An 18,076-nucleotide genomic window follows, 5' to 3' on the forward strand; every position below is an offset into this window, starting at 1 on the left:
ATCATGCATAAATCATTTTTTCACGGATCTGCGATTCATTTCTTTTTACGCTTGTCCGCCATCGCCGGCATACTTGGTTTGAGCAGCATCGGTCAGGCATGGGCACACGCCCGGCCTGAAACCCAGGCTCCCGTTGCCGGTGCGGTCGTGAGTGCTCCGCAGGAAGTCAGCATCACTTACAACGAAGGACTGGAACCGGCATTTAGCAGCCTGGTTGTCAGCAATGCGCAGGGCAAGCAAGTCAACAGCGCCAAAGCCGAGGTTGATGCCACCACGCACAAGACCATGCGCGTAGCGCTACCGAGCCTGCCAGGCGGCGTATATCAGGTGAAATGGGTCGCGGTTGCAGACGATGGTCACCGTACTCAAGGAAGCTATAAATTCACGGTGAAGTGATGAGTCTGGCAGCGGACTTGATGCAGCCGCTATTTGCGGGATTGCTGAATATCACGCTGGCAGCCGCCGTCGGCGTCGCCGTGCTGCAAGGGGGCGTGTTTTCGACCGTTACCTCGGCACGACTCGCCGGCATTGCTCGCCAGGTTTGCGTACTTCTCGGAGTCGTACTAGCGGCTTACTTGTACGCCGGCACCGTCGCCATGACGGAAACCAGTATCGCCGGCTTGCCTGCAGCACTCTGGCTGGTACTCACGCAGTCGCATTTTGGCGGCATGATCTGGCTCGCGTTGACTGGCTGGATCATATTGATGGTGTCGACCTCCAATATCGCGTTGCCGCTTCGAAATGGCCTGTTCGTGACCGGCCTGGTGGGAGTCGCGCTGGCACGGGCGGCGACCGGGCACGCGGCAGACCAGGGCCTAGCCAGCTTCTCCGTATTGATCCACACTGTACATGTGCTGGCAGCCACAGCCTGGGCTGGATCAGTCGGGGTCTGTGTGCTGCTGACATCCGACTGGTCCGGCTGGCCGCTGCAGCAGCGCAGTGCATTGGCGCATCGCGTATCGAAAATTGCTACGCTGGCGCTGCTGCTGGTGGTCGGCAGCGGTCTGTTTAATGTGGCACGGACGCTTGGGCATGCCGACAATCCTTGGAGTTCGGCCTACGCCTGGATATTGCTGGCGAAACTTTGTACAGTCGGGATTGCCGCCGGCCTGGGAGTGCGAAATCGTTGGCACTGGCTAGCACGTCTGGATCGTGATCAGGCCGTCGGCGCCACGGGCTTCAGGCAGGTGCTGCTGGTTGAAGCGGTGGTGCTGTTGATCGTGCTGGCATTGGCCGCCAAGTTGGGGGCTACCATGCCAGCATAGGATGGATAGAGCGCATGGTTTCCCGGCGCTCAAGCGGCCAGTCCTCGGCAATGTATGTCCCCACCTCGGTTACTGCGCTACACGGGCCAGGAAACTAGCCGACCGCGAGGTCCGCAGCAAGATCGCGAATACCAGTACATGGGACCAAAGCAAGAGCGGAACGCAGACGGTAGGGATAAACCAGGCGGCGCCGAGCGAAGCAGGGTCGATGCCGACGCCGATCACGCCTTGGTAGAAGGCGAACAAAAGGTCGGCAAAACCCCACAAGTTGAAGGTCCAGATCGCGATGCGCGAATAGCGGCCTGATCCCATCATCAAAGCCACCCACGCCAACGTCATTGCAACGAGATCTCCGTACGCCGCGGGTGCGCTGAACCCCGCTGCAAGGCTTGGACCGACGACGCCCGGCACGATGAGCGCCAAGCCTATAAACCGGAACAAGTGCAGATGAAGGATGGGACGTACCGCCGCGTGCAGGGGGAGCTCGCGCAAGCGCGGCCAGACATGGTTAAGGAAAACTGCTCCCCACGCGAGCGTGCTGAAGGCAACGCTCGCCGCAAAGGGAAGTAGCGTTGCAAGGTTTCTGACGGGTTCCATACAAGCCTCCAATATCCGGCTGAAACTTGCAAAATGCAAGTTATGACTTGCATTTTGCAAGTATTTTGAATAAAGTCAAGGTACGGACAGTAAAAAATCCGATTTCGTCCCGACGACCGTTACGTAGGAGCTTCTTTGCCACGTGCTAGACAGGGCGCAGCCCACCCCACAAACAACGCGAGTCCGGTTCAAAACGAGAACCGGCGCTCGGTATGTCCGGTCGCGTGCACCTTGGATCTTCTAGGCGACAAGTGGACGCTGCTTGTAGTTCGAGATTTAATGCACGGCAAGTCGCATTTCAAGGAGTTCCTCGCGTCACCGGAGAGAATCGCGACTAATATCCTTGCCGAGCGACTGGCCCGACTTACTGCCAATGGTCTTGTCGAACGCTACCCGTCCAGCGATATTAGCGGCAGGGAGGTGTATCGATTGACTGAGAAAGGGCATTCGCTCCATGGCGTGATGGCCCAGATCAAGACTTGGGGACTGGATCACATTGAAGGAACGGATGCGCGACTTTGAACGGCTGCCTTCACGTTCTATCGATTTCCACCTGGAGGCGAATTCGGGTATTCGCGACCGATCAGGACGAATCACGATTTATGTATTTTGTGGCTGCGTTTGTATCCACGTTTAGAGCTGCGTTGTTGCCTCTAAATGAGCGCTAGGCACGATGGCGATCTTGACGCCGAGAGAGTTGATCAGTTTGGCGATGGTTTCAAAACGTGGCTTGGCGCCCGGCGCGAGTGCCTTATACAAGCTCTCCCGGCCAAGCTTGGCATCTTTCGCAATCTGCGACATCCCGCGCGCTTTTGCGACATCACCCAGCGCTGCAATAAACACATCAGGATTGTCGTCTGCCAGCGCTTCGGTAAGATAGGCCGCGATGATTTCATCGCTGTCCAGAAAGTCTGCAGCGTCAAATGGCGAAAATGTCTGTTTCATGTTTCACTCCTTTAGTGATTTCGCCATTTGCCTGGCTAGCTTGATATCCTTCTTCTGCGAAGACTTATCGCCACCCACCAACAGCAATACCATCGCTTTTCCACGCTTGGTGAAATAGATGCGGTAACCTGGGCCGCAGTGAATGCGTAGTTCGCTAACGCCTTCCCCGACCGGTTCAACATCGCCAAGATTGCCGAGACTTACTGAGCGGATGCGGGTCAGGATTTTAGCTTTGCCTTGAACATCACGTAAATAACGAAGCCAGTCTTTAAAGACGTTCGAGAGCGAAATCTCAAGCATATCCGAATTGTATCCGATTGGATACTTAAGTCAATGGTATTTCACTTTTTCGCGATCATTGATTGTTGTCAAATAATTACTTTGCCCGAGCTCTATTTTGAGTCGATACTTAAAAACTCGTGCAGTGCACTGGATACCCTCTCAATCACGCCTTGCCAATCGCCGGCCTGGTCTTGCCTGAACAATCTTGCGCTCGGATACCAGGGACTATCATCGCGATCCAGCAACCAGCGCCAGTCAGGTGCCCAAGGCAGCAGAATCCAGACCGGCGTGCCGAGGGCGCCGCTCAGGTGGGCGACGGAAGTGTCGACGCTGATCACCAGGTCGAGACTGGCGATGATCGCTGCGGTGTCGTCGAAATCTGCAATGTCATTTGCCACCTGCCTGAGCTTTGAGGCTTGTAGCAAATATGTCTGATCCGCCTCCCTGATATCCTTTTGCACGAGGAAGAATTCCGCGCCATCCAGTTGTAGCAGCGGCGCAAATTCCTGCAGCGGCATGGAGCGCCGATGATCGTTGGTATTGCCCGCATTGCCGGAGCACACCAGGCCGATTTTCAGTTTTCCGTTGGCGGAATTCTGGCGGCTTTTCCAGTCTTCCTTTTTCGCATTATCGGCCTTGAAGTAAAAGGGCGATGCCGGGATGGTTGCCAGGTCGGTCTTGAATACCAGCGGCAGGCTCATCAACGGCGTTTGATAGTCGACCGGTGGAAATTCTTCGCCGATGGCGATAACCTTGAAGTTCCCCATGGTCCGGGCGATTGTTTTCAGTGCGGGATCGACTTCCAGCACCACCTCCGCCCCTGACTCCGCGACCAGTGCAGCATAGCGGCAAAACTGGATAGTGTCGCCCAAGCCTTGTTCCGACCAGAGCAAAATCCGCTTGCCGCTGATGGCTTGCCGGCCCAGCCATAAAGGGATTTCGGTATGACGCGGAAAGTCCGCATTACCTTTCTTCCACCGGTACTCATAACTTTGCCAACCCGCCTCAAACTGCCCCAGCACCAGTTGCGATAGCGATTGATTCGACAGCGCATCCGCGTAATCGGCGCGCAGGCTGAGCGCCTGCTGATAGCTGACGAGCGCTTGCTGGTGGCGTTTCATGCGGCTCAGGGTCAGGCCATGATCGCCCCAGGCTTCGGCATTCCCGGGAGTTAGCAACAGGGCTGTTTCATTGTCGCTCAGGGATTCGGCATAGCGTTCCAGCTGATGCAAGATGACGGCGCGGTCCAGCAAGTAGGCGGCGTTTTTTGGCGCGATCGCCAAGGCGCGGTCAATGCTGGCGAGCGCATCCGCGTTGCGTTTCAGCTTATCCAGCGCCAGGCTCTTTTTATACCAGCCGTCGGCCATTGCAGGTTGCAGCGACAGCGCCTGGTCAAAGCAAACCAATGCGTCTTCAAAATGCCCCAGCTGGTACAAAATACTGCCTTTGTGCGACCAGCCGTCAGCGTAATCTGGCCATTCGGCGAGTGCCTGTTCGATGCAATCCAGCGCTTCCCGGTGACGCTGCAGATTGATCAGGGCGACAGTCTTGGCCAGCAAGATTTCGGGTTTGATATAACCCAAGGTAATAATTTTTTCATAGGCAAGTAGAGCGGCCTCGAACTGACCCGATTCAAACTGCACACGCGCCAGTTTGTAATGCAGCGATACGTTCTTGTCATCCAGGGCCAGGGCCTGCCGGAACAGTTGCGCCGCTTCGTCCTTTTGCCCGGTGGCGGCGCAGATCACGCCGAGAATATGCAAGGCATCGAAATTGTTCGGCTGGCTCTTTAGAATATCCTTGAGCGACCGTTCGGCGTGGCCAACATTTCCTTCCTGGAAATTCTTGTATGCTTGCTGGATAAGATTGATCGTGTTCATGTTTATCTGGCCGGCGTGGTTGGAATAACCACCAGCAGCCTATGGAGAAGTGAGGAGGATAGCACTGGATTGAGCTGGCTTCAGCGGTTGCCGCCTTGGAAATGAGTGAAACGAGGAGCAAGTTATTGCAACTTCAGTTGTCAAATAGATTACACTGGGTGTTCTACATAACGGAGATTGGCATATGGCCGGATGGGTGATGTGGATGTTGGCGGCTGGCGTATTGGTGATGGCAGAGCTATTCACTACTACCTTGTATTTATTGATGGTAGCGATTGGCCTGGCCGTCGGCGGTGTCGTCGCGCTGCTGGGGATTGGCGTGGAATGGCAATTACTGGCTGCTGCGGTGGTAGCTTTGGCCGCTACTTATGTGTTGCGACGGAGCAAATTCGGTCGCCGCACGAGAGTCCAGGCTGAGCGCGACCCTAATGTCAATCTGGATATCGGCCAGTCGATCACGGTCGAACAGTGGCAGCACGATGCCGGGACCAATGGCGAGGGGGCATATACGGCGCGCGTCAAGTATCGCGGCGCGCTGTGGGATGTCGAGCTGGCGCCGGCGGCAAATGCAGATGCCGGTCTGTTTTTTATTCACGAAATACGCGGCAGCCGGCTGATAGTAGGTAACAGGCCGGATCAGCACTAGCACGTATCTTGTCTTTCGCGCCGCAGTAGCGTGGCGATCGATCCTGTTCTCATTCATAAGGAAAAAAAATCATGTTCGGAAGCGTCTCGTTAATTTTGCTGGTGATTGTTGTCATATTTATCGCCAAGACGATCAAAGTGGTGCCGCAGCAGCATGCGTGGGTAGTCGAACGTCTCGGTAAATATCACGCCACCCTGGGACCGGGGCTGAGCATTGTGGTGCCATTCATCGACCGCGTCGCCTACAAGCACATCTTGAAAGAAATTCCGCTGGATGTGCCGCCGCAGGTTTGTATCACTCGCGATAACACGCAGTTGCAGGTAGACGGCATCTTGTATTTCCAGATTACCGATCCGATGCGCGCTTCCTACGGCTCCTCCAACTATATCGCCGCTATCACGCAACTGGCGCAAACCACCTTGCGTTCGGTGATCGGTAAAATGGAACTGGACAAGACATTTGAAGAACGCGATCACATCAACACCACGATTGTTAACGCGATTGACGAGTCCGCCGCGAATTGGGGCGTCAAGGTGCTGCGTTATGAAATCAAGGATTTGACGCCGCCTAAGGAAATCTTGCACGCGATGCAGGCGCAGATTACCGCCGAGCGTGAGAAGCGGGCGCTGATTGCAGCATCTGAAGGTCGCAAGCAGGAACAGATCAATATTGCGACCGGTGAGCGTGAAGCATCGATTGCCAAGTCGGAAGGTGAGAAGCAGGCTTCCATCAACCGCGCCCAAGGCCAGGCTGCAGCGATCCTGTCGATCGCCGAAGCCAGCGCCGAAGCGATCCGCAAGACCGCGGCTGCGATCCAGTCGCCAGGCGGTTCGGATGCTGTCAACCTGAAAGTGGCGGAGCAGTATGTGGCAGCGTTCGGCCAGTTGGCGAAGACGAATAATTCGATTATCGTGCCGGCCAACATGGGCGATATCAGCGGCCTGATTGCCACCGCCTTGCAAGTGGTCAAGTCTCAGACCAAATCGTAATCTCGATATAAAAAAACGGCCCCGGCGAAAATCAAATTTCGCCGGGGCCGTTTTTTATCGTGTCTGGCTTAATGACTTATAGGACTTACGCCAAACTGTTCCAGCAAGGCACGACGACGACAGTACGAATGTACGGCTAGGAGGAGTAACGCCGCTGGGGCAGTTTTGCGTAAGTCCTAACTTAATGACTTAATGGCTTTGCGGATTAACGCCGGTGCTGCTTCATCGCAGCCTGCACTTCACGTTCACCGTCGCGCTGACGCTCGGTATCGCGCTTGTCGTGCTGTTTCTTACCCTTGGCCAGGCCGATTTCGCATTTGATGCGGCCGCGCAGATAATGCAGGTTGATCGGCACCAGCGTGTAGCCGGAGCGCTCGACCTTCATGATCAGCTTCTTGATTTCCTCTGCGTGCAGCAGTAGCTTGCGGGTGCGCACCGCTTCCGGATGGACGTGGCTGGACGCGCTGAGGAGGGCGCTGATATGGGCGCCGAACAGATAAATTTCGCCATTGCGGACAATGACATACGATTCTTTCAGATTGGCGCGGCCGGCGCGGATGGACTTCACTTCCCAGCCGTGCAACTCCATGCCTGCCTCGTAACGCTCTTCGATGAAGTAGTCGTGGAAGACTTTTTTGTTGTCAATAATGCTCATGTATTAGGAAAATCGCGCAGGTCGGTTAAAATTTCAAGTTGTGATTCTATCAAATGGTTGATATTCAATGGCAGTAGTGCATAAAACGGTTCTTTTGGGATATAGCGCTGAACAGATGTTTGCGCTGGTCGATCGGGTCGAAGACTACCCGCAATTCCTGCCGTGGTGCGGCGGGGTGGACGTACGTGAACGGGCTGCCGGCAAGCTGGTAGCGACGCTGAACATACATTACCACGGTATCAAGCAATCGTTTACTACTGAAAACAGCAACACGCCGCCCGGCGCCATGCAGATGCGCCTGGTCGAAGGGCCGTTCAAGCACCTCGACGGCAACTGGAGCTTCAAGGCATTGCGGGCCGATGCCTGCAAGATCGAATTCGATTTGCATTACGAATTCTCCAGCAAGATCCTGGAAAAACTGATCGGCCCGGTATTCAGCATGATCGCCAACAGTTTCGTCGATTCCTTCTGCAAGCGCGCTGACACGGTATATGGCCATCATGACTGACAAGGGTGCCACCGAAACACTGATACAGATCCAGGTCTGTTACGCCAGCCCTGGTGTGCAGGCCATCAAGCAGCTGTCAGTACCGGCCGGGACGCTGCTGCACGACGGTATCAAGCGCAGCGGCCTGCTGGAAGAGATACGCGAAATCGACCTTAGCTGCTGGCGGGTTGGCATCTATGGCAAGCTGAAGACGCTGGATACCGTATTGCGCGATCAGGACCGGATTGAAATCTATCGTCCGTTGATTGCCGATCCGATGGAATCGCGCCGCAAACGCGCCGATAAAAAAGCCCGCTGAATGGCGGGCTTTTACGGTTTTCTATTTCACTTCCTGTTTTACTGACAGTCGTTCAAGGTCTCTTGGTTCTGCTCGTTTTGCTGCGCGCGCTGCTGATCGGTCATGTATGAGCGCTGGCCGTTAGCGTCGGTCTGGGCAATCCGCGCACCGGAAGCGAGGGTTCGCTGATTGGCGCGGGCACGGGCGCAATTTTCTGCCTTGTTAGAGGCCAGTTTGGCGTCCTGCTCGGCTTTCTTGCTCTTTTCAGCCTGCTCAGCCTTACGTTTTTGAAATGCGGCATTCTGCTCGGCGACAGTCGGCGCCGCTTTCGCATCCGGCTTGCTGTCGTCGGCAGCGTCCGCGGTCGTTGCGTTAGCCGCAGCATCTTCTGAGCCGGCATAGCCGGCATTGCGCGGCAGGTGCTGGCCCGGTGCTTTCAGGATGCGTTTGTTCGGGACCGAAGGCGGCGGCGGTTGGTCTGAATATTGTTTGACGCCTTTTTCATCCAGCCACACGAACTGCGCCAGGGCGGAAGTCGCCAGGCTGAGCAAAACCAGTGCCGCGGTGGCGGAGAAAACCTGTTTCAGGCGAGGTGCATTCATTGCTTGTCCTTGGGGCGTATTAAAAGTGAAATGGCAGAACTAAAAACAGTGCGCAGATTTCGCCATGTTTTACCAGTCGTGTCAATTGATGGATAGTGCTTTGTGGAAATATTTTACGTGTTGCGGCTAAAATCGCGCAGCGTTAGGCGACTTGCCTGGATTTCTGTATAATTCGGTTTTGCGCCTATAGGAAAAACTATGCGTCTACTTCAAAAAGCACTCACGTTCGATGACGTGCTGTTAGTCCCCGCTTATTCGGACGTCCTCCCCAAAGACACCACTCTCAAGACACGCCTGAGCCGTAATATCGACCTCAACATTCCGTTGTTGTCGGCGGCAATGGATACCGTGACTGAAGCCCGGCTGGCGATCGCCATGGCGCAAGAGGGCGGCATCGGCATTATTCACAAGAACCTGACAGCGCAAGAGCAGGCGCGCGAAGTATCCAAGGTCAAGCGTTTTGAATCCGGCGTGGTGCGTGATCCGATCACGATTCCGCCGAACATGCGCATCCGTGAAGTGATGGCATTGTCGGAAATGCATGGCATCAGCGGTTTCCCGGTGGTCGACGGCAATCGCCTGGTCGGCATCATCACCAATCGCGACCTGCGTTTTGAAGAAGAGCTGGATGCGGAAGTCAGCGCCAAGATGACCCCGCGCGAGAAGCTGGTGTACGTCAAGGACGGCGCCGATCTGTCGGAAGCCAAGCGCCTGATGAACAAACACCGCCTGGAACGCGTGATGGTGGTCAACGACGCATTCGAGCTGCGCGGCCTGATCACGGTCAAGGATATCCAGAAATCCACCTCGCACCCGCTGGCATCCAAGGATAGCCAGGGCAAGCTGCGGGTGGGTGCAGCCGTCGGCGTCGGCGCCGATAACGAAGAACGGATCGAGTTGCTGGTGAAAGCCGGCGTCGACGTCATCGTGGTCGATACCGCACACGGTCACTCCAAAGGCGTGCTGGATCGCGTCAAGTGGGTCAAGCAGAATTTCCCGCAGGTTGAAGTCATCGGCGGCAATATCGCGACCGCAGCTGCCGCCAAGGCGCTGGCTGATCATGGCGCTGACGGCGTCAAGGTCGGTATCGGCCCGGGCTCCATCTGTACTACACGGATCGTGGCCGGTGTCGGCGTACCGCAGATTTCAGCCATCTCCAATGTGGCGCAAGCGCTCAAGGGTACAGGCATTCCATGTATCGCCGACGGCGGCATTCGTTTTTCGGGCGACATCGCCAAGGCACTGGCAGCCGGCGCCTCCACCGTGATGATGGGCAGCATGTTCGCCGGTACTGAAGAAGCACCGGGCGAAGTGATCCTGTTCCAGGGCCGCAGCTACAAGTCGTATCGTGGCATGGGTAGCCTGGGTGCGATGTCGGATGGTTCTGCCGATCGCTACTTCCAGGATTCCGCCAACAAGGCTGACAAGTTCGTACCGGAAGGCATTGAAGGCCGGGTTCCTTACAAGGGCAGCGTGTTGACCATCTTGTACCAACTGGTCGGCGGCGTACGTTCTTCCATGGGCTATTGCGGTTGTGCGACGATCGATGAACTGCGCGAAAAAGCCGAGTTTGTCGAAATCACTTCAGCCGGCATGCGCGAGTCGCATGTCCATGATGTGCAGATTACCAAGGAAGCGCCAAACTATCGTACCGATTGATTTGGTTCAGTCTTGACTCTGTCTCATGAACGCGCCACCTGCGGCATAGTCGCAGGTGGCGCGTGCAGTTTAAAGATTCTCATTTTTTGCTAAATCAGCCACCAGGCCTCCACCATGCACTCAAAAATCCTCATCCTCGATTTCGGCTCCCAGGTAACCCAACTGATCGCACGGCGCGTGCGCGAAGCTGGCGTGTTTTCTGAGGTTTATCCTTACGATGTGTCGGACGAATTCATCCGTAACTACGGTGCTGCCGGCGTGATCCTGTCGGGCGGCCCGAATAGCGTCACCGACGGCGATACCCCACGTGCGCCGCAAGCGGTATTCGAGCTTGGCGTGCCGGTGTTCGGCATCTGCTACGGCATGCAAACCATGGCCGAGCAACTGGGCGGCAAGGTCGAGATGGGCAAGGTCCGTGAATTCGGTTACGCCGAAGTCCGCGCGCGCGGTCATACAGCGCTGTTGAAGGATATCAGCGATTTCGTCACACCCGATTCGCATGCGATGCTGAAGGTCTGGATGAGCCACGGCGACAAGGTTAATGAAATGCCGCCTGGCTTCAAGTTGATGGCATCGACCCCGAACTGCCCGGTCGCCGGCATGGCCGACGAAGAGCGTAAATTCTATGCGGTGCAGTTCCATCCGGAAGTCACCCACACGGTACAAGGCGAAGCGATCCTGACGCGTTTTGTCATCGATATCTGCGGCTGTACACCAGACTGGAACATGCCGGACTACATCGCCGAGGCGGTTGAATCGATCCGTAAGCAAGTCGGCAGCGACGAAGTAATCCTGGGCTTGTCCGGCGGTGTTGACAGCAGTGTCGCCGCAGCCCTGATCCATCGCGCCATCGGCGATCAGCTGACATGCGTATTCGTCGACCACGGCCTGTTGCGCCTCGATGAAGGCAAGATGGTAATGGAGATGTTTGCCCAGAATCTCGGCGTCAAGGTGATCCATGTCGACGCCACGGCACAGTTCATGGGCCATCTGACCGGCGTCACCGATCCGGAAGCCAAGCGCAAGATTATCGGCCGTGAATTCGTCGAAGTATTCCAGGTCGAATCGGCTAAGCTGAAGAACGCAAAGTGGCTGGCGCAAGGGACGATTTATCCGGACGTGATCGAAAGTGCAGGCAAGGGCAAGAACGCCGCGCACACCATCAAGAGCCACCACAATGTCGGCGGCTTGCCGGAAACCTTGAACCTGAAATTGCTGGAGCCGCTGCGCGAACTGTTCAAGGATGAAGTGCGCAAGCTGGGCGTCGCGCTCGGTTTGCCGCATTCAATGGTGTATCGCCATCCGTTCCCTGGTCCGGGTCTGGGTGTGCGGATCCTGGGCGAAGTCAAAAAGGAATTCGCCGACCTGCTGCGTCGCGCCGACGCCATCTTCATCGAAGAATTGCGCAATACCAAGGACGATGAGGACGAGTCCTGGTACGACAAGACCAGCCAGGCGTTCGCTGTGTTCTTGCCGGTCAAGTCGGTTGGCGTGATGGGTGATGGCCGTACTTACGAATATGTGGTTGCTTTGCGCGCAGTGCAAACGCAGGACTTCATGACTGCGCATTGGGCGCATCTGCCGCATGAATTGCTGGGACGGGTGTCTAACCGCATCATCAATGAAGTGCGAGGGATCAATCGCGTGGTGTACGATATTTCAGGTAAGCCGCCGGCGACGATTGAGTGGGAATGATCTGATGTCCGGCACTCGCTGGTAAACAAAAGCAGAAAATGCTCCAAAGCCCGCATAAATGCGGGCTTTTTTGTTTTCTGGTCCGGTACTGGCTAGCACGTCAATGCATACCCAAGTATCTATTTTAGATGGTATTACTAATGGTATTATTTCCGCCGATAGCATGGCGCAAGTCCAATACCATTCTGTGTGTTTTTTCATTTGCATGGTATCGAAAAATTCTAATCATTTCTACCGCGTTATAACGAGCTAGGACTGCACATGAACGAGTTACCTCTAGCCCGACCACACCAACCCAAATTGCAGCCTGTCACGGACGGCTTCGCGCTATGGAATTTGGGTTTTCGCCCGTTTTACCTTCTGGCGAGTCTTTTCTGTGCTTTCAGCGTCTTGCTTTGGGCAGCGCAGTTCTCTGGATATCTTCCCTTTGCATACCTACAAGGGGCGGTATGGCACGCTCATGAAATGCTGTTTGGGTACGCAACCGCGGTTATTGCGGGCTTTCTGCTAACCGCAGTGCGTGCGTGGACCAACCGGCCGACGCCGAGCGGAATTCCATTGATGGCATTAGCAGTACTTTGGATCTGCGGCAGAGTTTTGGTGCTGACGCCGTTCGCTATGACGGCAGCCGTGGTGAACGCGGCTTTTCCTGTCGCCGTGGCAGTGGCGATCGGTATTCCATTGTTTCAAGCTCGGAATGTCCGCAATTATTTTTTTGCAGGACTACTGGTGCTGATGGGGGTGTTGACCTTCGCGGTACACCTGGCTTTGCAGGGACGCATTGGACTGTCGCCGCGTTTGGGGCTGCAGCTTATGCTGGATGTGGTGCTGTTCATCATGGTGGTAGTCGCCGGCCGCGTGATCCCCATGTTTACCAACAACGGGGTCCCCGGCACAAATGCAACGCGCAGACCGTTGATAGAAAAAATCGCGCTGGGGACCGTCGTGCTATTGTTTGTAGTAGATCTGCTGCAATTGCCCCAGGCAATCATCGCCGCAATCGCGTTGATCTGCGGGCTGGCGCATGGTGTGCGCCTGTTCTTGTGGAAGCCGTGGCGCACCCTTGCCACACCGCTGGTGTGGATACTTCATGCCGCATACGCATGGATAGTCCTGTACCTCGCGCTACGTGGTTTGAGCGCTCTTGGGCTGCTGGTTGGATCGTATGCCATACATGCGCTCACCGTCGGTGCGATTGGCGGATTAACTCTGGGTATGATGACGCGGACTGCCCGCGGCCATACCGGACGGCCGTTAGCGGCAGACCGGTTTGAGGTGGCGATGTTTATTCTGATACAAACCGCCGCGCTGGTTCGGGTATTTGGCGGCATTGTGTCACCTCGGCTGTACATGCCGAGTATTCAGCTGTCGGCGCTGCTGTGGGCGATTGCATTTGCTCTATACACCGTGCGCTACTGGCCTGTGTTAACACGCGCCCGGCTGGATGGTAAACCCGGATAGGATAGTTTTTTTACAAAACCATCACTGTTTTAGAACATCACCTATGGACTACATATCGATCAAACATTTTCATATCGCTTGCGCCGCGTCGAGCGGTAGCTTGTTTTTCCTGCGCGGGGTATGGATGCTACATGAATCGGCAATGTTGAGGCAGCGCTGGGTCAAAATAGTGCCGCAAGTTGTCGATACCTTGCTCCTCGTTAGCGCTCTCATCATGGTAATTTGGAGCGGGCAATATCCGTTCGTTCAAAACTGGCTGACCGCCAAGATTCTGGCAGTATTTGCCTACATCGCAATCGGCACCATCGCATTAAAACGTGGCAAGACCAAGACTGTGCGTGTTTACGCATTCATCGCGGCGTTGGCCATATTTGCTTATATCGCGTCGGTGGCAGTAACGAAACAAGTACTCGCGCTTGCTTAATCCGATTAACCAGCCGGATCTAACTCCGGGATCGCTTTTGCGTGATGGAGACTGCATTCGCGCACTATCAGGATGTCGTCGTCCATCGCTCAATCTCCAGCCGAGGCCGGCTTCGCCAAGAGGATCCGCGACTCACCAATACAGTGCTTACTATGAGGCCAACAATACGGGCTGACCCTGCGTATCGAACGGTATGAACATGCCGGCGGAACCAGCCTTGATTGATTCCACCATCTGGTTTAATGGCGCCTCTGCATCTTCGGCTGTGGGCGCATGCCCGTTCCGGCCTGAAAGGGCGGCGACGAAGACGATTGTCCAGTCCAGCAGGAACTGACGGGATTCTTCAAGCAATGCGCTAAACGTACTCAATTCTTCTGGTATTTTATCCAGGCACATTAATGGCGTTAATGTGCCGCCGACACCTGCCTCAAAGTCGCTTCGCTGCTCGTCGGTGCAATCATCCGGCAATTCCATCTTGGTAAATACGAAAAGCAGGCGCTGCGGTTCCGATTGTTGCCGCGCCGCGCTTAGCAAATCTTCAAAGCTTGAAATACTCATGCTCTTTCATCCATATGGTTTTGTATTGATGCATGCACGATGCAGCGTGTGTGTGGCGTGTATGCGGTTCAGGAAGTACTTAATTGACCATCGATCCGGACTTGCCGCACATTGGATAGATACAGCAGAATCAATGATACCCAAACAACTCCATAGAGCAACATAAAACAACTTGAACGTATGCCAAGCCAATCCAGTATCACGCCGAACAAGATCGGTAGCAGGAAACCGCCAAGGCCGCCAGCCAGGCCAACGATGCCCGTCACAATACCCATCTGCTCCGGGAAGTCGTCGGCAACATACTTGAATGTTGATGCCATGCCAAACGCGAATACCGTACCGAGCACGAAGAGTAGTCCGATGAATACGGGGACTCCCAAATGGATATGGAAGCTGCGTGGACCGTTGATTGTACTCACAACAAAAGCGGTGTCGGGATAGGACAACAGGAACAAGCATACCCACGCAACCCATAACCCCGACCAGGTTACTTTATGTGCACCAAAGCGGTCGGCCAGGCCACCGCCGAGCGCGCGCAATACCGATCCCGGTAGTGAGAAGCCGGCTGCCAGGGCTGCCGCGGTGACAACCGAAAACCCGAATTCACCCTTCAGGTACTGCGGAATCCACAGCGATAATGCGGTGAAACCACCGAAACAGATAGAGTAATACTGGCAGTATTTCCAGACTTTCGGGTTCTTTAATATCTGGAACTGTTTGTGCAAGGACCCCGATGTCTTGCTGGCGCCAGGATCCGGAGAGGAGCCAAGCCAGAAAATAATAGCGGTGGCGATTAGTGCAAGCGCGTATATTTTTGGCACTGCGCGCCAGCCAAAAGCTGCCTGCAGCGAAGGCGTGATGAACAAGTTGACTGCAGCGCCTGCCGTACCGGCGCCGAAGAATCCCATGGCGAATCCTCGTTTTTCGGGCGGGAAGAAGCGGGCGACATAGGGTGTACCTACGGCGAACGATGCGCCAACCGCGCCCAGGCATAGTCCGATCGCCAGAAATTGCCAGAACACTGTCGCATATGAAATCAGGAACACGGGGATTGCACAAAGGACCAGCAACAGCGTCATCACCACACGGCCGCCGAAGCGGTCGGTCCAGATTCCCAAAGGTAAACGCAAAAGCGCGCCGGTCAAAACCGGCGTGGATGTGAGCAGGCCGAACTCGGTACTGTTCAGGCCAAGCTCGGTTCGCAGCTCAATGCCGATCACGCCGAACATCATCCAGACCACGAAACAGACCATAAACGCCAGCGTGGTGACGGACAAAACCAGCATGGGACTTTTCTTTGAAGTCATGACTGCTCCAGATCAGGGCGCAAGGCCGATAAAAATGACATCCGATGCGAATGCCAACCCACGGTGATGGTCATTGCAACAGGAAGCCAGGACGCACATCCAGCGTGATGCCAGTCAGTTCGGCACTGGACGCCAACAGTGTCAGATACTGTTGAATCGATTTGTGCCGTACATGCTCCGAGAGATAGCGCTTGATGACCTCTCGTACTGCTTCGAAAGGTAGCGCAACGCCTGCGATGCGGCGCTCCACCGCAACAATATGGAAACCGTAGCGTGATTTGATCAATCCCGGTAACAGGCCGACGTGCGTGCTGTCAAAGACGGCCGTTTCAAATTCCGGGACGCTTTCGCCGCGGCTCAACTGCCCTAGATTCCCGCCAACCTGGCCGGAAGGGCAGTTCGACAAAGTTTGCGCAAGTGCTTCGAATCGATCCGGATACCGGACCAGTTCGCGGTGAGTTTCTTCAGCCCGGGCGCGGACCTTCGTCATTGGCGCATTCTCTGTCAGCGCAAACAGAATGTGACGCGCGAAAACTAGATCTGGGCTGTGAAATTTCTGCGAGTTTGCCGCATGATAACGCTGACATTCTTCTTCGGACGGGGTCGGAATCGGGCAATCCGTCTCAAGTAGCCGGTCAATGATTGCGTCGTCCAGTGCGGCGCCGACCGTCAACAACCTTTTTTCGATGGCCTTTTGCGTCAGCAATTCACGCACCGCCAATGCCAGGCGTGCCGCGTGGTCAGCATCGGCATCGGTTGCGTGGTTCACCGCTTCGGCCGCAATTGCCTGCGCATCGATCAAGACGCCATTGACGCTGAGTGCGGCCATGTCGGATGTGGCAGAAGCGTGAATCATATTTGGGGACATAGGATTTTCCTCGGATTAGCGCTTGCGCACGATCTGGTGGGGACGAAACAAATAGGTGATGGTTGCCAGGCCACTCCAGATATGAACCAGGCGCGTAAAAGGAGAAACTAGGAAAATGGTAAACCCCAGCGCTATATGGATCTTGTAGACCAATGGCGCCTGGGCGACTAGAGCGGCGACACCAGGTTGAAACGTGACTATCCCTTTTACATAATCGCTCAGAACTTCGAACATTGCTCCATCCATATGAGCAATCGACAGCGGCACCGTGGCCAGGCCAAGTGCGAGCTGCAGCCACAATATCACCAGGACCAGAATATCCGCGCGTTTGCTGTTGATGCGGATTCGAGGATCGGCAAGTCGACGGTAAAGCAAAATCGATAAACCGATGATCGCGACGATGCCGGCGCTGCCGCCTGCGGCCATCGCCACGAATTGATGCTGCGATGCATTCAGAAACGGTGACACCATCCAGTGCGGCGCCAGGAATCCCGCAAAGTGGCCTGCAATCACGATCAACACACCGACATGAAATAGATTGCTGCCCAGGCGCAATTGACGGCGTCTCAGCAGTTGTGACGAATCGCTTTTCCAGGTGTACTGTTCACGATCAAATCGGATCAGGCTTCCAGTGAGCCAGATCGCAAGACAAATATAAGGATAAATGCCAAACAAAAATGATTGAATGAAATGCTGATTCATAAGCCATCTCCAGCGAAAGTCTTTCTTTCAAACGCATGCAACTGAAACAGAGTCATCGTTGCTCCTTGGTTACCGCGTTGGTCTTTTATCGTAAAACTGGATCGGCTGGGCTTGTCCGGAAGCAGGGGCTTGCGCACCGAGGAAACTCACCGGTTCGTCTTGCCATTCCTTATCCAGCGTCTGGCCATCGATTTCCTGGTTGGGCGGCGGCTCAGCAACAAGCGCTGTCATAGTCAACGGTAGTTCGCCCGCCAGCGGCAGCAATGCGGCAACCGCCGAGCAGTAGGGGGTGCCGCGCTCGGCCAGTTTGGTCGCAATCGCCCGGATAATGTCGGCTATCTCTCCGAGCAGCTGGTACGCCTGCACAGGCGTTTCCTGGGCCAGGAACTCCAGAAATACCGGCAGGTAATCCGGTAGCTCGCCGCTGCCGAGAAACAATCCTTTGGTTTCGTACATGGCGAGCAAATCAACCATGGCTTGTCCTCGTTCACGCGATTCGCCATGGACATGTTCGAACAAATAGAGAGAGGTGGCCCGGCCGCGGTCGAAGGTTTCAACGTATTCTTCTTGCGAATCCATGAGCGGCTGCATCGCCAGCCGGTCGACCAGAGCGTTTAAAGCGATCCGCGTAGCTGGCGGGAACGCCTGATGGGTGGGCAGCGTGGCGCGGATCTCGGCTAACGCGTCAATCAACGATTGGTCAGGATAATCGAGCAAGGCGCTCAACATGCTGAAAATATGCCGGTTGTCTTTCAC

At 55.3% G+C, this 18,076-nt stretch carries 22 protein-coding genes; 11 read left to right on the top strand and 11 right to left on the bottom strand.

From position 1 onward, the window contains the following. Positions 1–3 precede the first annotated feature (3 nt). Together BM205_RS21345 and BM205_RS21350 are read left to right on the top strand one after the other, a co-directional pair. On the top strand, positions 4–396 hold the full coding sequence (locus BM205_RS21345; protein WP_092416883.1) for a copper resistance CopC family protein: 393 nt from the start codon (positions 4–6) through the stop codon (positions 394–396). Continuing rightward, complete coding sequence (locus tag BM205_RS21350; RefSeq protein ID WP_092416884.1) at positions 396–1,265, top strand: CopD family protein; 870 nt, start codon at positions 396–398, stop codon at positions 1,263–1,265. The genes BM205_RS21345 and BM205_RS21350 overlap by 1 nt, the downstream gene beginning before the upstream one ends. Positions 1,266–1,334: 69 nt before the next feature. Here the strand turns inward: BM205_RS21350 and BM205_RS24450 are convergent, their stop codons facing one another. Continuing rightward, a complete protein-coding gene (locus BM205_RS24450) occupies positions 1,335–1,604 on the bottom strand; it encodes a hypothetical protein (RefSeq protein WP_217646075.1) in 270 nt (89 codons plus the stop codon). 489 nt (positions 1,605–2,093) lie between these two features. Between BM205_RS24450 and BM205_RS21360 the strand changes: the two genes are divergently transcribed. After that, a complete protein-coding gene (locus tag BM205_RS21360; RefSeq protein WP_217646076.1) occupies positions 2,094–2,384 on the top strand; it encodes a winged helix-turn-helix transcriptional regulator in 291 nt (96 codons plus the stop codon). 111 nt (positions 2,385–2,495) lie between these two features. Here the strand turns inward: BM205_RS21360 and BM205_RS21365 are convergent, their stop codons facing one another. From BM205_RS21365 to BM205_RS21375, 3 genes are all read right to left on the bottom strand, one after another. Beyond that, a complete protein-coding gene (locus BM205_RS21365; protein WP_092416887.1) occupies positions 2,496–2,807 on the bottom strand; it encodes an addiction module antidote protein in 312 nt (103 codons plus the stop codon). 3 nt (positions 2,808–2,810) lie between these two features. Next, on the bottom strand, positions 2,811–3,107 hold the full coding sequence (locus tag BM205_RS21370) for a type II toxin-antitoxin system RelE/ParE family toxin (RefSeq protein WP_092416888.1): 297 nt from the start codon (positions 3,105–3,107) through the stop codon (positions 2,811–2,813). 92 nt (positions 3,108–3,199) lie between these two features. Then, positions 3,200–4,969, bottom strand: a complete 1,770-nt coding sequence (locus tag BM205_RS21375; RefSeq protein WP_092416889.1) for a tetratricopeptide repeat protein — start codon at positions 4,967–4,969, stop codon at positions 3,200–3,202. A gap of 184 nt (positions 4,970–5,153) precedes the next feature. Between BM205_RS21375 and BM205_RS21380 the strand changes: the two genes are divergently transcribed. Both BM205_RS21380 and BM205_RS21385 read left to right on the top strand, forming a co-directional pair. After that, entirely contained in the window at positions 5,154–5,615 is a 462-nt protein-coding gene (locus tag BM205_RS21380; RefSeq protein ID WP_092416890.1) for an NfeD family protein, read from the top strand. A gap of 71 nt (positions 5,616–5,686) precedes the next feature. Further along, complete coding sequence (locus BM205_RS21385) at positions 5,687–6,604, top strand: SPFH domain-containing protein (protein WP_092416891.1); 918 nt, start codon at positions 5,687–5,689, stop codon at positions 6,602–6,604. Between the two features lie 205 nt (positions 6,605–6,809). Here the strand turns inward: BM205_RS21385 and smpB are convergent, their stop codons facing one another. Beyond that, positions 6,810–7,259: an SsrA-binding protein SmpB gene (gene smpB / locus BM205_RS21390; RefSeq protein WP_092416892.1), complete on the bottom strand. Its 450-nt coding sequence runs from the start codon at positions 7,257–7,259 to the stop codon at positions 6,810–6,812. A 67-nt stretch (positions 7,260–7,326) separates the two neighbouring features. Here smpB and BM205_RS21395 point away from each other — a divergent pair, with 67 nt between their 5' ends. Then, positions 7,327–7,767 (top strand): type II toxin-antitoxin system RatA family toxin, encoded by a 441-nt coding sequence (locus tag BM205_RS21395; protein WP_092416893.1) that lies wholly within the window; start codon positions 7,327–7,329, stop codon positions 7,765–7,767. Then, on the top strand, positions 7,751–8,065 hold the full coding sequence (locus tag BM205_RS21400) for an RnfH family protein (protein ID WP_092416894.1): 315 nt from the start codon (positions 7,751–7,753) through the stop codon (positions 8,063–8,065). Before BM205_RS21395 ends, BM205_RS21400 begins: the two co-directional genes overlap by 17 nt. A 38-nt stretch (positions 8,066–8,103) precedes the next feature. Here BM205_RS21400 and BM205_RS21405 read toward each other — a convergent pair whose 3' ends face one another. Further along, positions 8,104–8,646 (bottom strand): DUF4124 domain-containing protein, encoded by a 543-nt coding sequence (locus BM205_RS21405; protein WP_092416895.1) that lies wholly within the window; start codon positions 8,644–8,646, stop codon positions 8,104–8,106. Positions 8,647–8,844: 198 nt separating this feature from the next. Between BM205_RS21405 and guaB the strand changes: the two genes are divergently transcribed. The 4 genes from guaB (at position 8,845) to BM205_RS21425 (ending at position 13,885) form a co-directional block, all read left to right on the top strand. After that, entirely contained in the window at positions 8,845–10,305 is a 1,461-nt protein-coding gene (gene guaB / locus BM205_RS21410; RefSeq protein ID WP_092416896.1) for an IMP dehydrogenase, read from the top strand. A gap of 114 nt (positions 10,306–10,419) precedes the next feature. Further along, positions 10,420–12,000 (top strand): glutamine-hydrolyzing GMP synthase, encoded by a 1,581-nt coding sequence (guaA, locus tag BM205_RS21415; protein ID WP_092416897.1) that lies wholly within the window; start codon positions 10,420–10,422, stop codon positions 11,998–12,000. A gap of 261 nt (positions 12,001–12,261) precedes the next feature. Then, positions 12,262–13,461 (top strand): NnrS family protein, encoded by a 1,200-nt coding sequence (locus BM205_RS21420; RefSeq protein WP_092416898.1) that lies wholly within the window; start codon positions 12,262–12,264, stop codon positions 13,459–13,461. Between the two features lie 43 nt (positions 13,462–13,504). Further along, positions 13,505–13,885: a SirB2 family protein gene (locus BM205_RS21425; RefSeq protein ID WP_092416899.1), complete on the top strand. Its 381-nt coding sequence runs from the start codon at positions 13,505–13,507 to the stop codon at positions 13,883–13,885. Positions 13,886–14,035: 150 nt separating this feature from the next. Here the strand turns inward: BM205_RS21425 and BM205_RS21430 are convergent, their stop codons facing one another. The 5 genes from BM205_RS21430 to narJ form a co-directional block, all read right to left on the bottom strand. Continuing rightward, entirely contained in the window at positions 14,036–14,443 is a 408-nt protein-coding gene (locus BM205_RS21430; RefSeq protein WP_092416900.1) for a ribonucleotide reductase subunit alpha, read from the bottom strand. A gap of 68 nt (positions 14,444–14,511) precedes the next feature. Beyond that, positions 14,512–15,750, bottom strand: coding sequence for an MFS transporter (locus BM205_RS21435; protein ID WP_254783995.1), 1,239 nt, complete (start codon positions 15,748–15,750; stop codon positions 14,512–14,514). A gap of 70 nt (positions 15,751–15,820) precedes the next feature. Further along, positions 15,821–16,618 (bottom strand): peptidylprolyl isomerase, encoded by a 798-nt coding sequence (locus tag BM205_RS21440; protein WP_254783996.1) that lies wholly within the window; start codon positions 16,616–16,618, stop codon positions 15,821–15,823. A 15-nt stretch (positions 16,619–16,633) separates the two neighbouring features. After that, positions 16,634–17,320 carry a respiratory nitrate reductase subunit gamma gene (narI, locus tag BM205_RS21445; protein WP_092416903.1) on the bottom strand — a complete coding sequence of 229 codons (687 nt, stop codon included), beginning with the start codon at positions 17,318–17,320 and terminating at the stop codon, positions 16,634–16,636. Positions 17,321–17,389: 69 nt separating this feature from the next. Next, positions 17,390–18,049 carry a nitrate reductase molybdenum cofactor assembly chaperone gene (gene narJ, locus BM205_RS21450; RefSeq protein ID WP_092416911.1) on the bottom strand — a complete coding sequence of 220 codons (660 nt, stop codon included), beginning with the start codon at positions 18,047–18,049 and terminating at the stop codon, positions 17,390–17,392. Between the last annotated feature and the right edge of the window lie 27 nt (positions 18,050–18,076).

Origin of the sequence: Collimonas sp. OK307 (genome assembly GCF_900113705.1) — a bacterium.
Lineage (GTDB): Bacteria > Pseudomonadota > Gammaproteobacteria > Burkholderiales > Burkholderiaceae_D > Collimonas.

Bases quoted from the DNA above. Each gene is read 5' to 3' on its own strand.
- BM205_RS21345 (WP_092416883.1), top strand. From the start codon at position 4: ATGCATAAATCATTTTTTCACGGATCTGCGATTCATTTCTTTTTACGC.
- BM205_RS21350 (WP_092416884.1), top strand. From the start codon at position 396: ATGAGTCTGGCAGCGGACTTGATGCAGCCGCTATTTGCGGGATTGCTG.
- BM205_RS24450 (WP_217646075.1), bottom strand. From the start codon at position 1,604: ATGACGTTGGCGTGGGTGGCTTTGATGATGGGATCAGGCCGCTATTCG.
- BM205_RS21365 (WP_092416887.1), bottom strand. From the start codon at position 2,807: ATGAAACAGACATTTTCGCCATTTGACGCTGCAGACTTTCTGGACAGC.
- BM205_RS21370 (WP_092416888.1), bottom strand. From the start codon at position 3,107: ATGCTTGAGATTTCGCTCTCGAACGTCTTTAAAGACTGGCTTCGTTAT.
- BM205_RS21375 (WP_092416889.1), bottom strand. From the start codon at position 4,969: ATGAACACGATCAATCTTATCCAGCAAGCATACAAGAATTTCCAGGAA.
- BM205_RS21380 (WP_092416890.1), top strand. From the start codon at position 5,154: ATGGCCGGATGGGTGATGTGGATGTTGGCGGCTGGCGTATTGGTGATG.
- BM205_RS21385 (WP_092416891.1), top strand. From the start codon at position 5,687: ATGTTCGGAAGCGTCTCGTTAATTTTGCTGGTGATTGTTGTCATATTT.
- smpB (WP_092416892.1), bottom strand. From the start codon at position 7,259: ATGAGCATTATTGACAACAAAAAAGTCTTCCACGACTACTTCATCGAA.
- BM205_RS21395 (WP_092416893.1), top strand. From the start codon at position 7,327: ATGGCAGTAGTGCATAAAACGGTTCTTTTGGGATATAGCGCTGAACAG.
- BM205_RS21400 (WP_092416894.1), top strand. From the start codon at position 7,751: ATGGCCATCATGACTGACAAGGGTGCCACCGAAACACTGATACAGATC.
- BM205_RS21405 (WP_092416895.1), bottom strand. From the start codon at position 8,646: ATGAATGCACCTCGCCTGAAACAGGTTTTCTCCGCCACCGCGGCACTG.
- guaB (WP_092416896.1), top strand. From the start codon at position 8,845: ATGCGTCTACTTCAAAAAGCACTCACGTTCGATGACGTGCTGTTAGTC.
- guaA (WP_092416897.1), top strand. From the start codon at position 10,420: ATGCACTCAAAAATCCTCATCCTCGATTTCGGCTCCCAGGTAACCCAA.
- BM205_RS21420 (WP_092416898.1), top strand. From the start codon at position 12,262: ATGAACGAGTTACCTCTAGCCCGACCACACCAACCCAAATTGCAGCCT.
- BM205_RS21425 (WP_092416899.1), top strand. From the start codon at position 13,505: ATGGACTACATATCGATCAAACATTTTCATATCGCTTGCGCCGCGTCG.
- BM205_RS21430 (WP_092416900.1), bottom strand. From the start codon at position 14,443: ATGAGTATTTCAAGCTTTGAAGATTTGCTAAGCGCGGCGCGGCAACAA.
- BM205_RS21435 (WP_254783995.1), bottom strand. From the start codon at position 15,750: ATGACTTCAAAGAAAAGTCCCATGCTGGTTTTGTCCGTCACCACGCTG.
- BM205_RS21440 (WP_254783996.1), bottom strand. From the start codon at position 16,618: ATGTCCCCAAATATGATTCACGCTTCTGCCACATCCGACATGGCCGCA.
- narI (WP_092416903.1), bottom strand. From the start codon at position 17,320: ATGAATCAGCATTTCATTCAATCATTTTTGTTTGGCATTTATCCTTAT.
- narJ (WP_092416911.1), bottom strand. From the start codon at position 18,049: ATGTTGAGCGCCTTGCTCGATTATCCTGACCAATCGTTGATTGACGCG.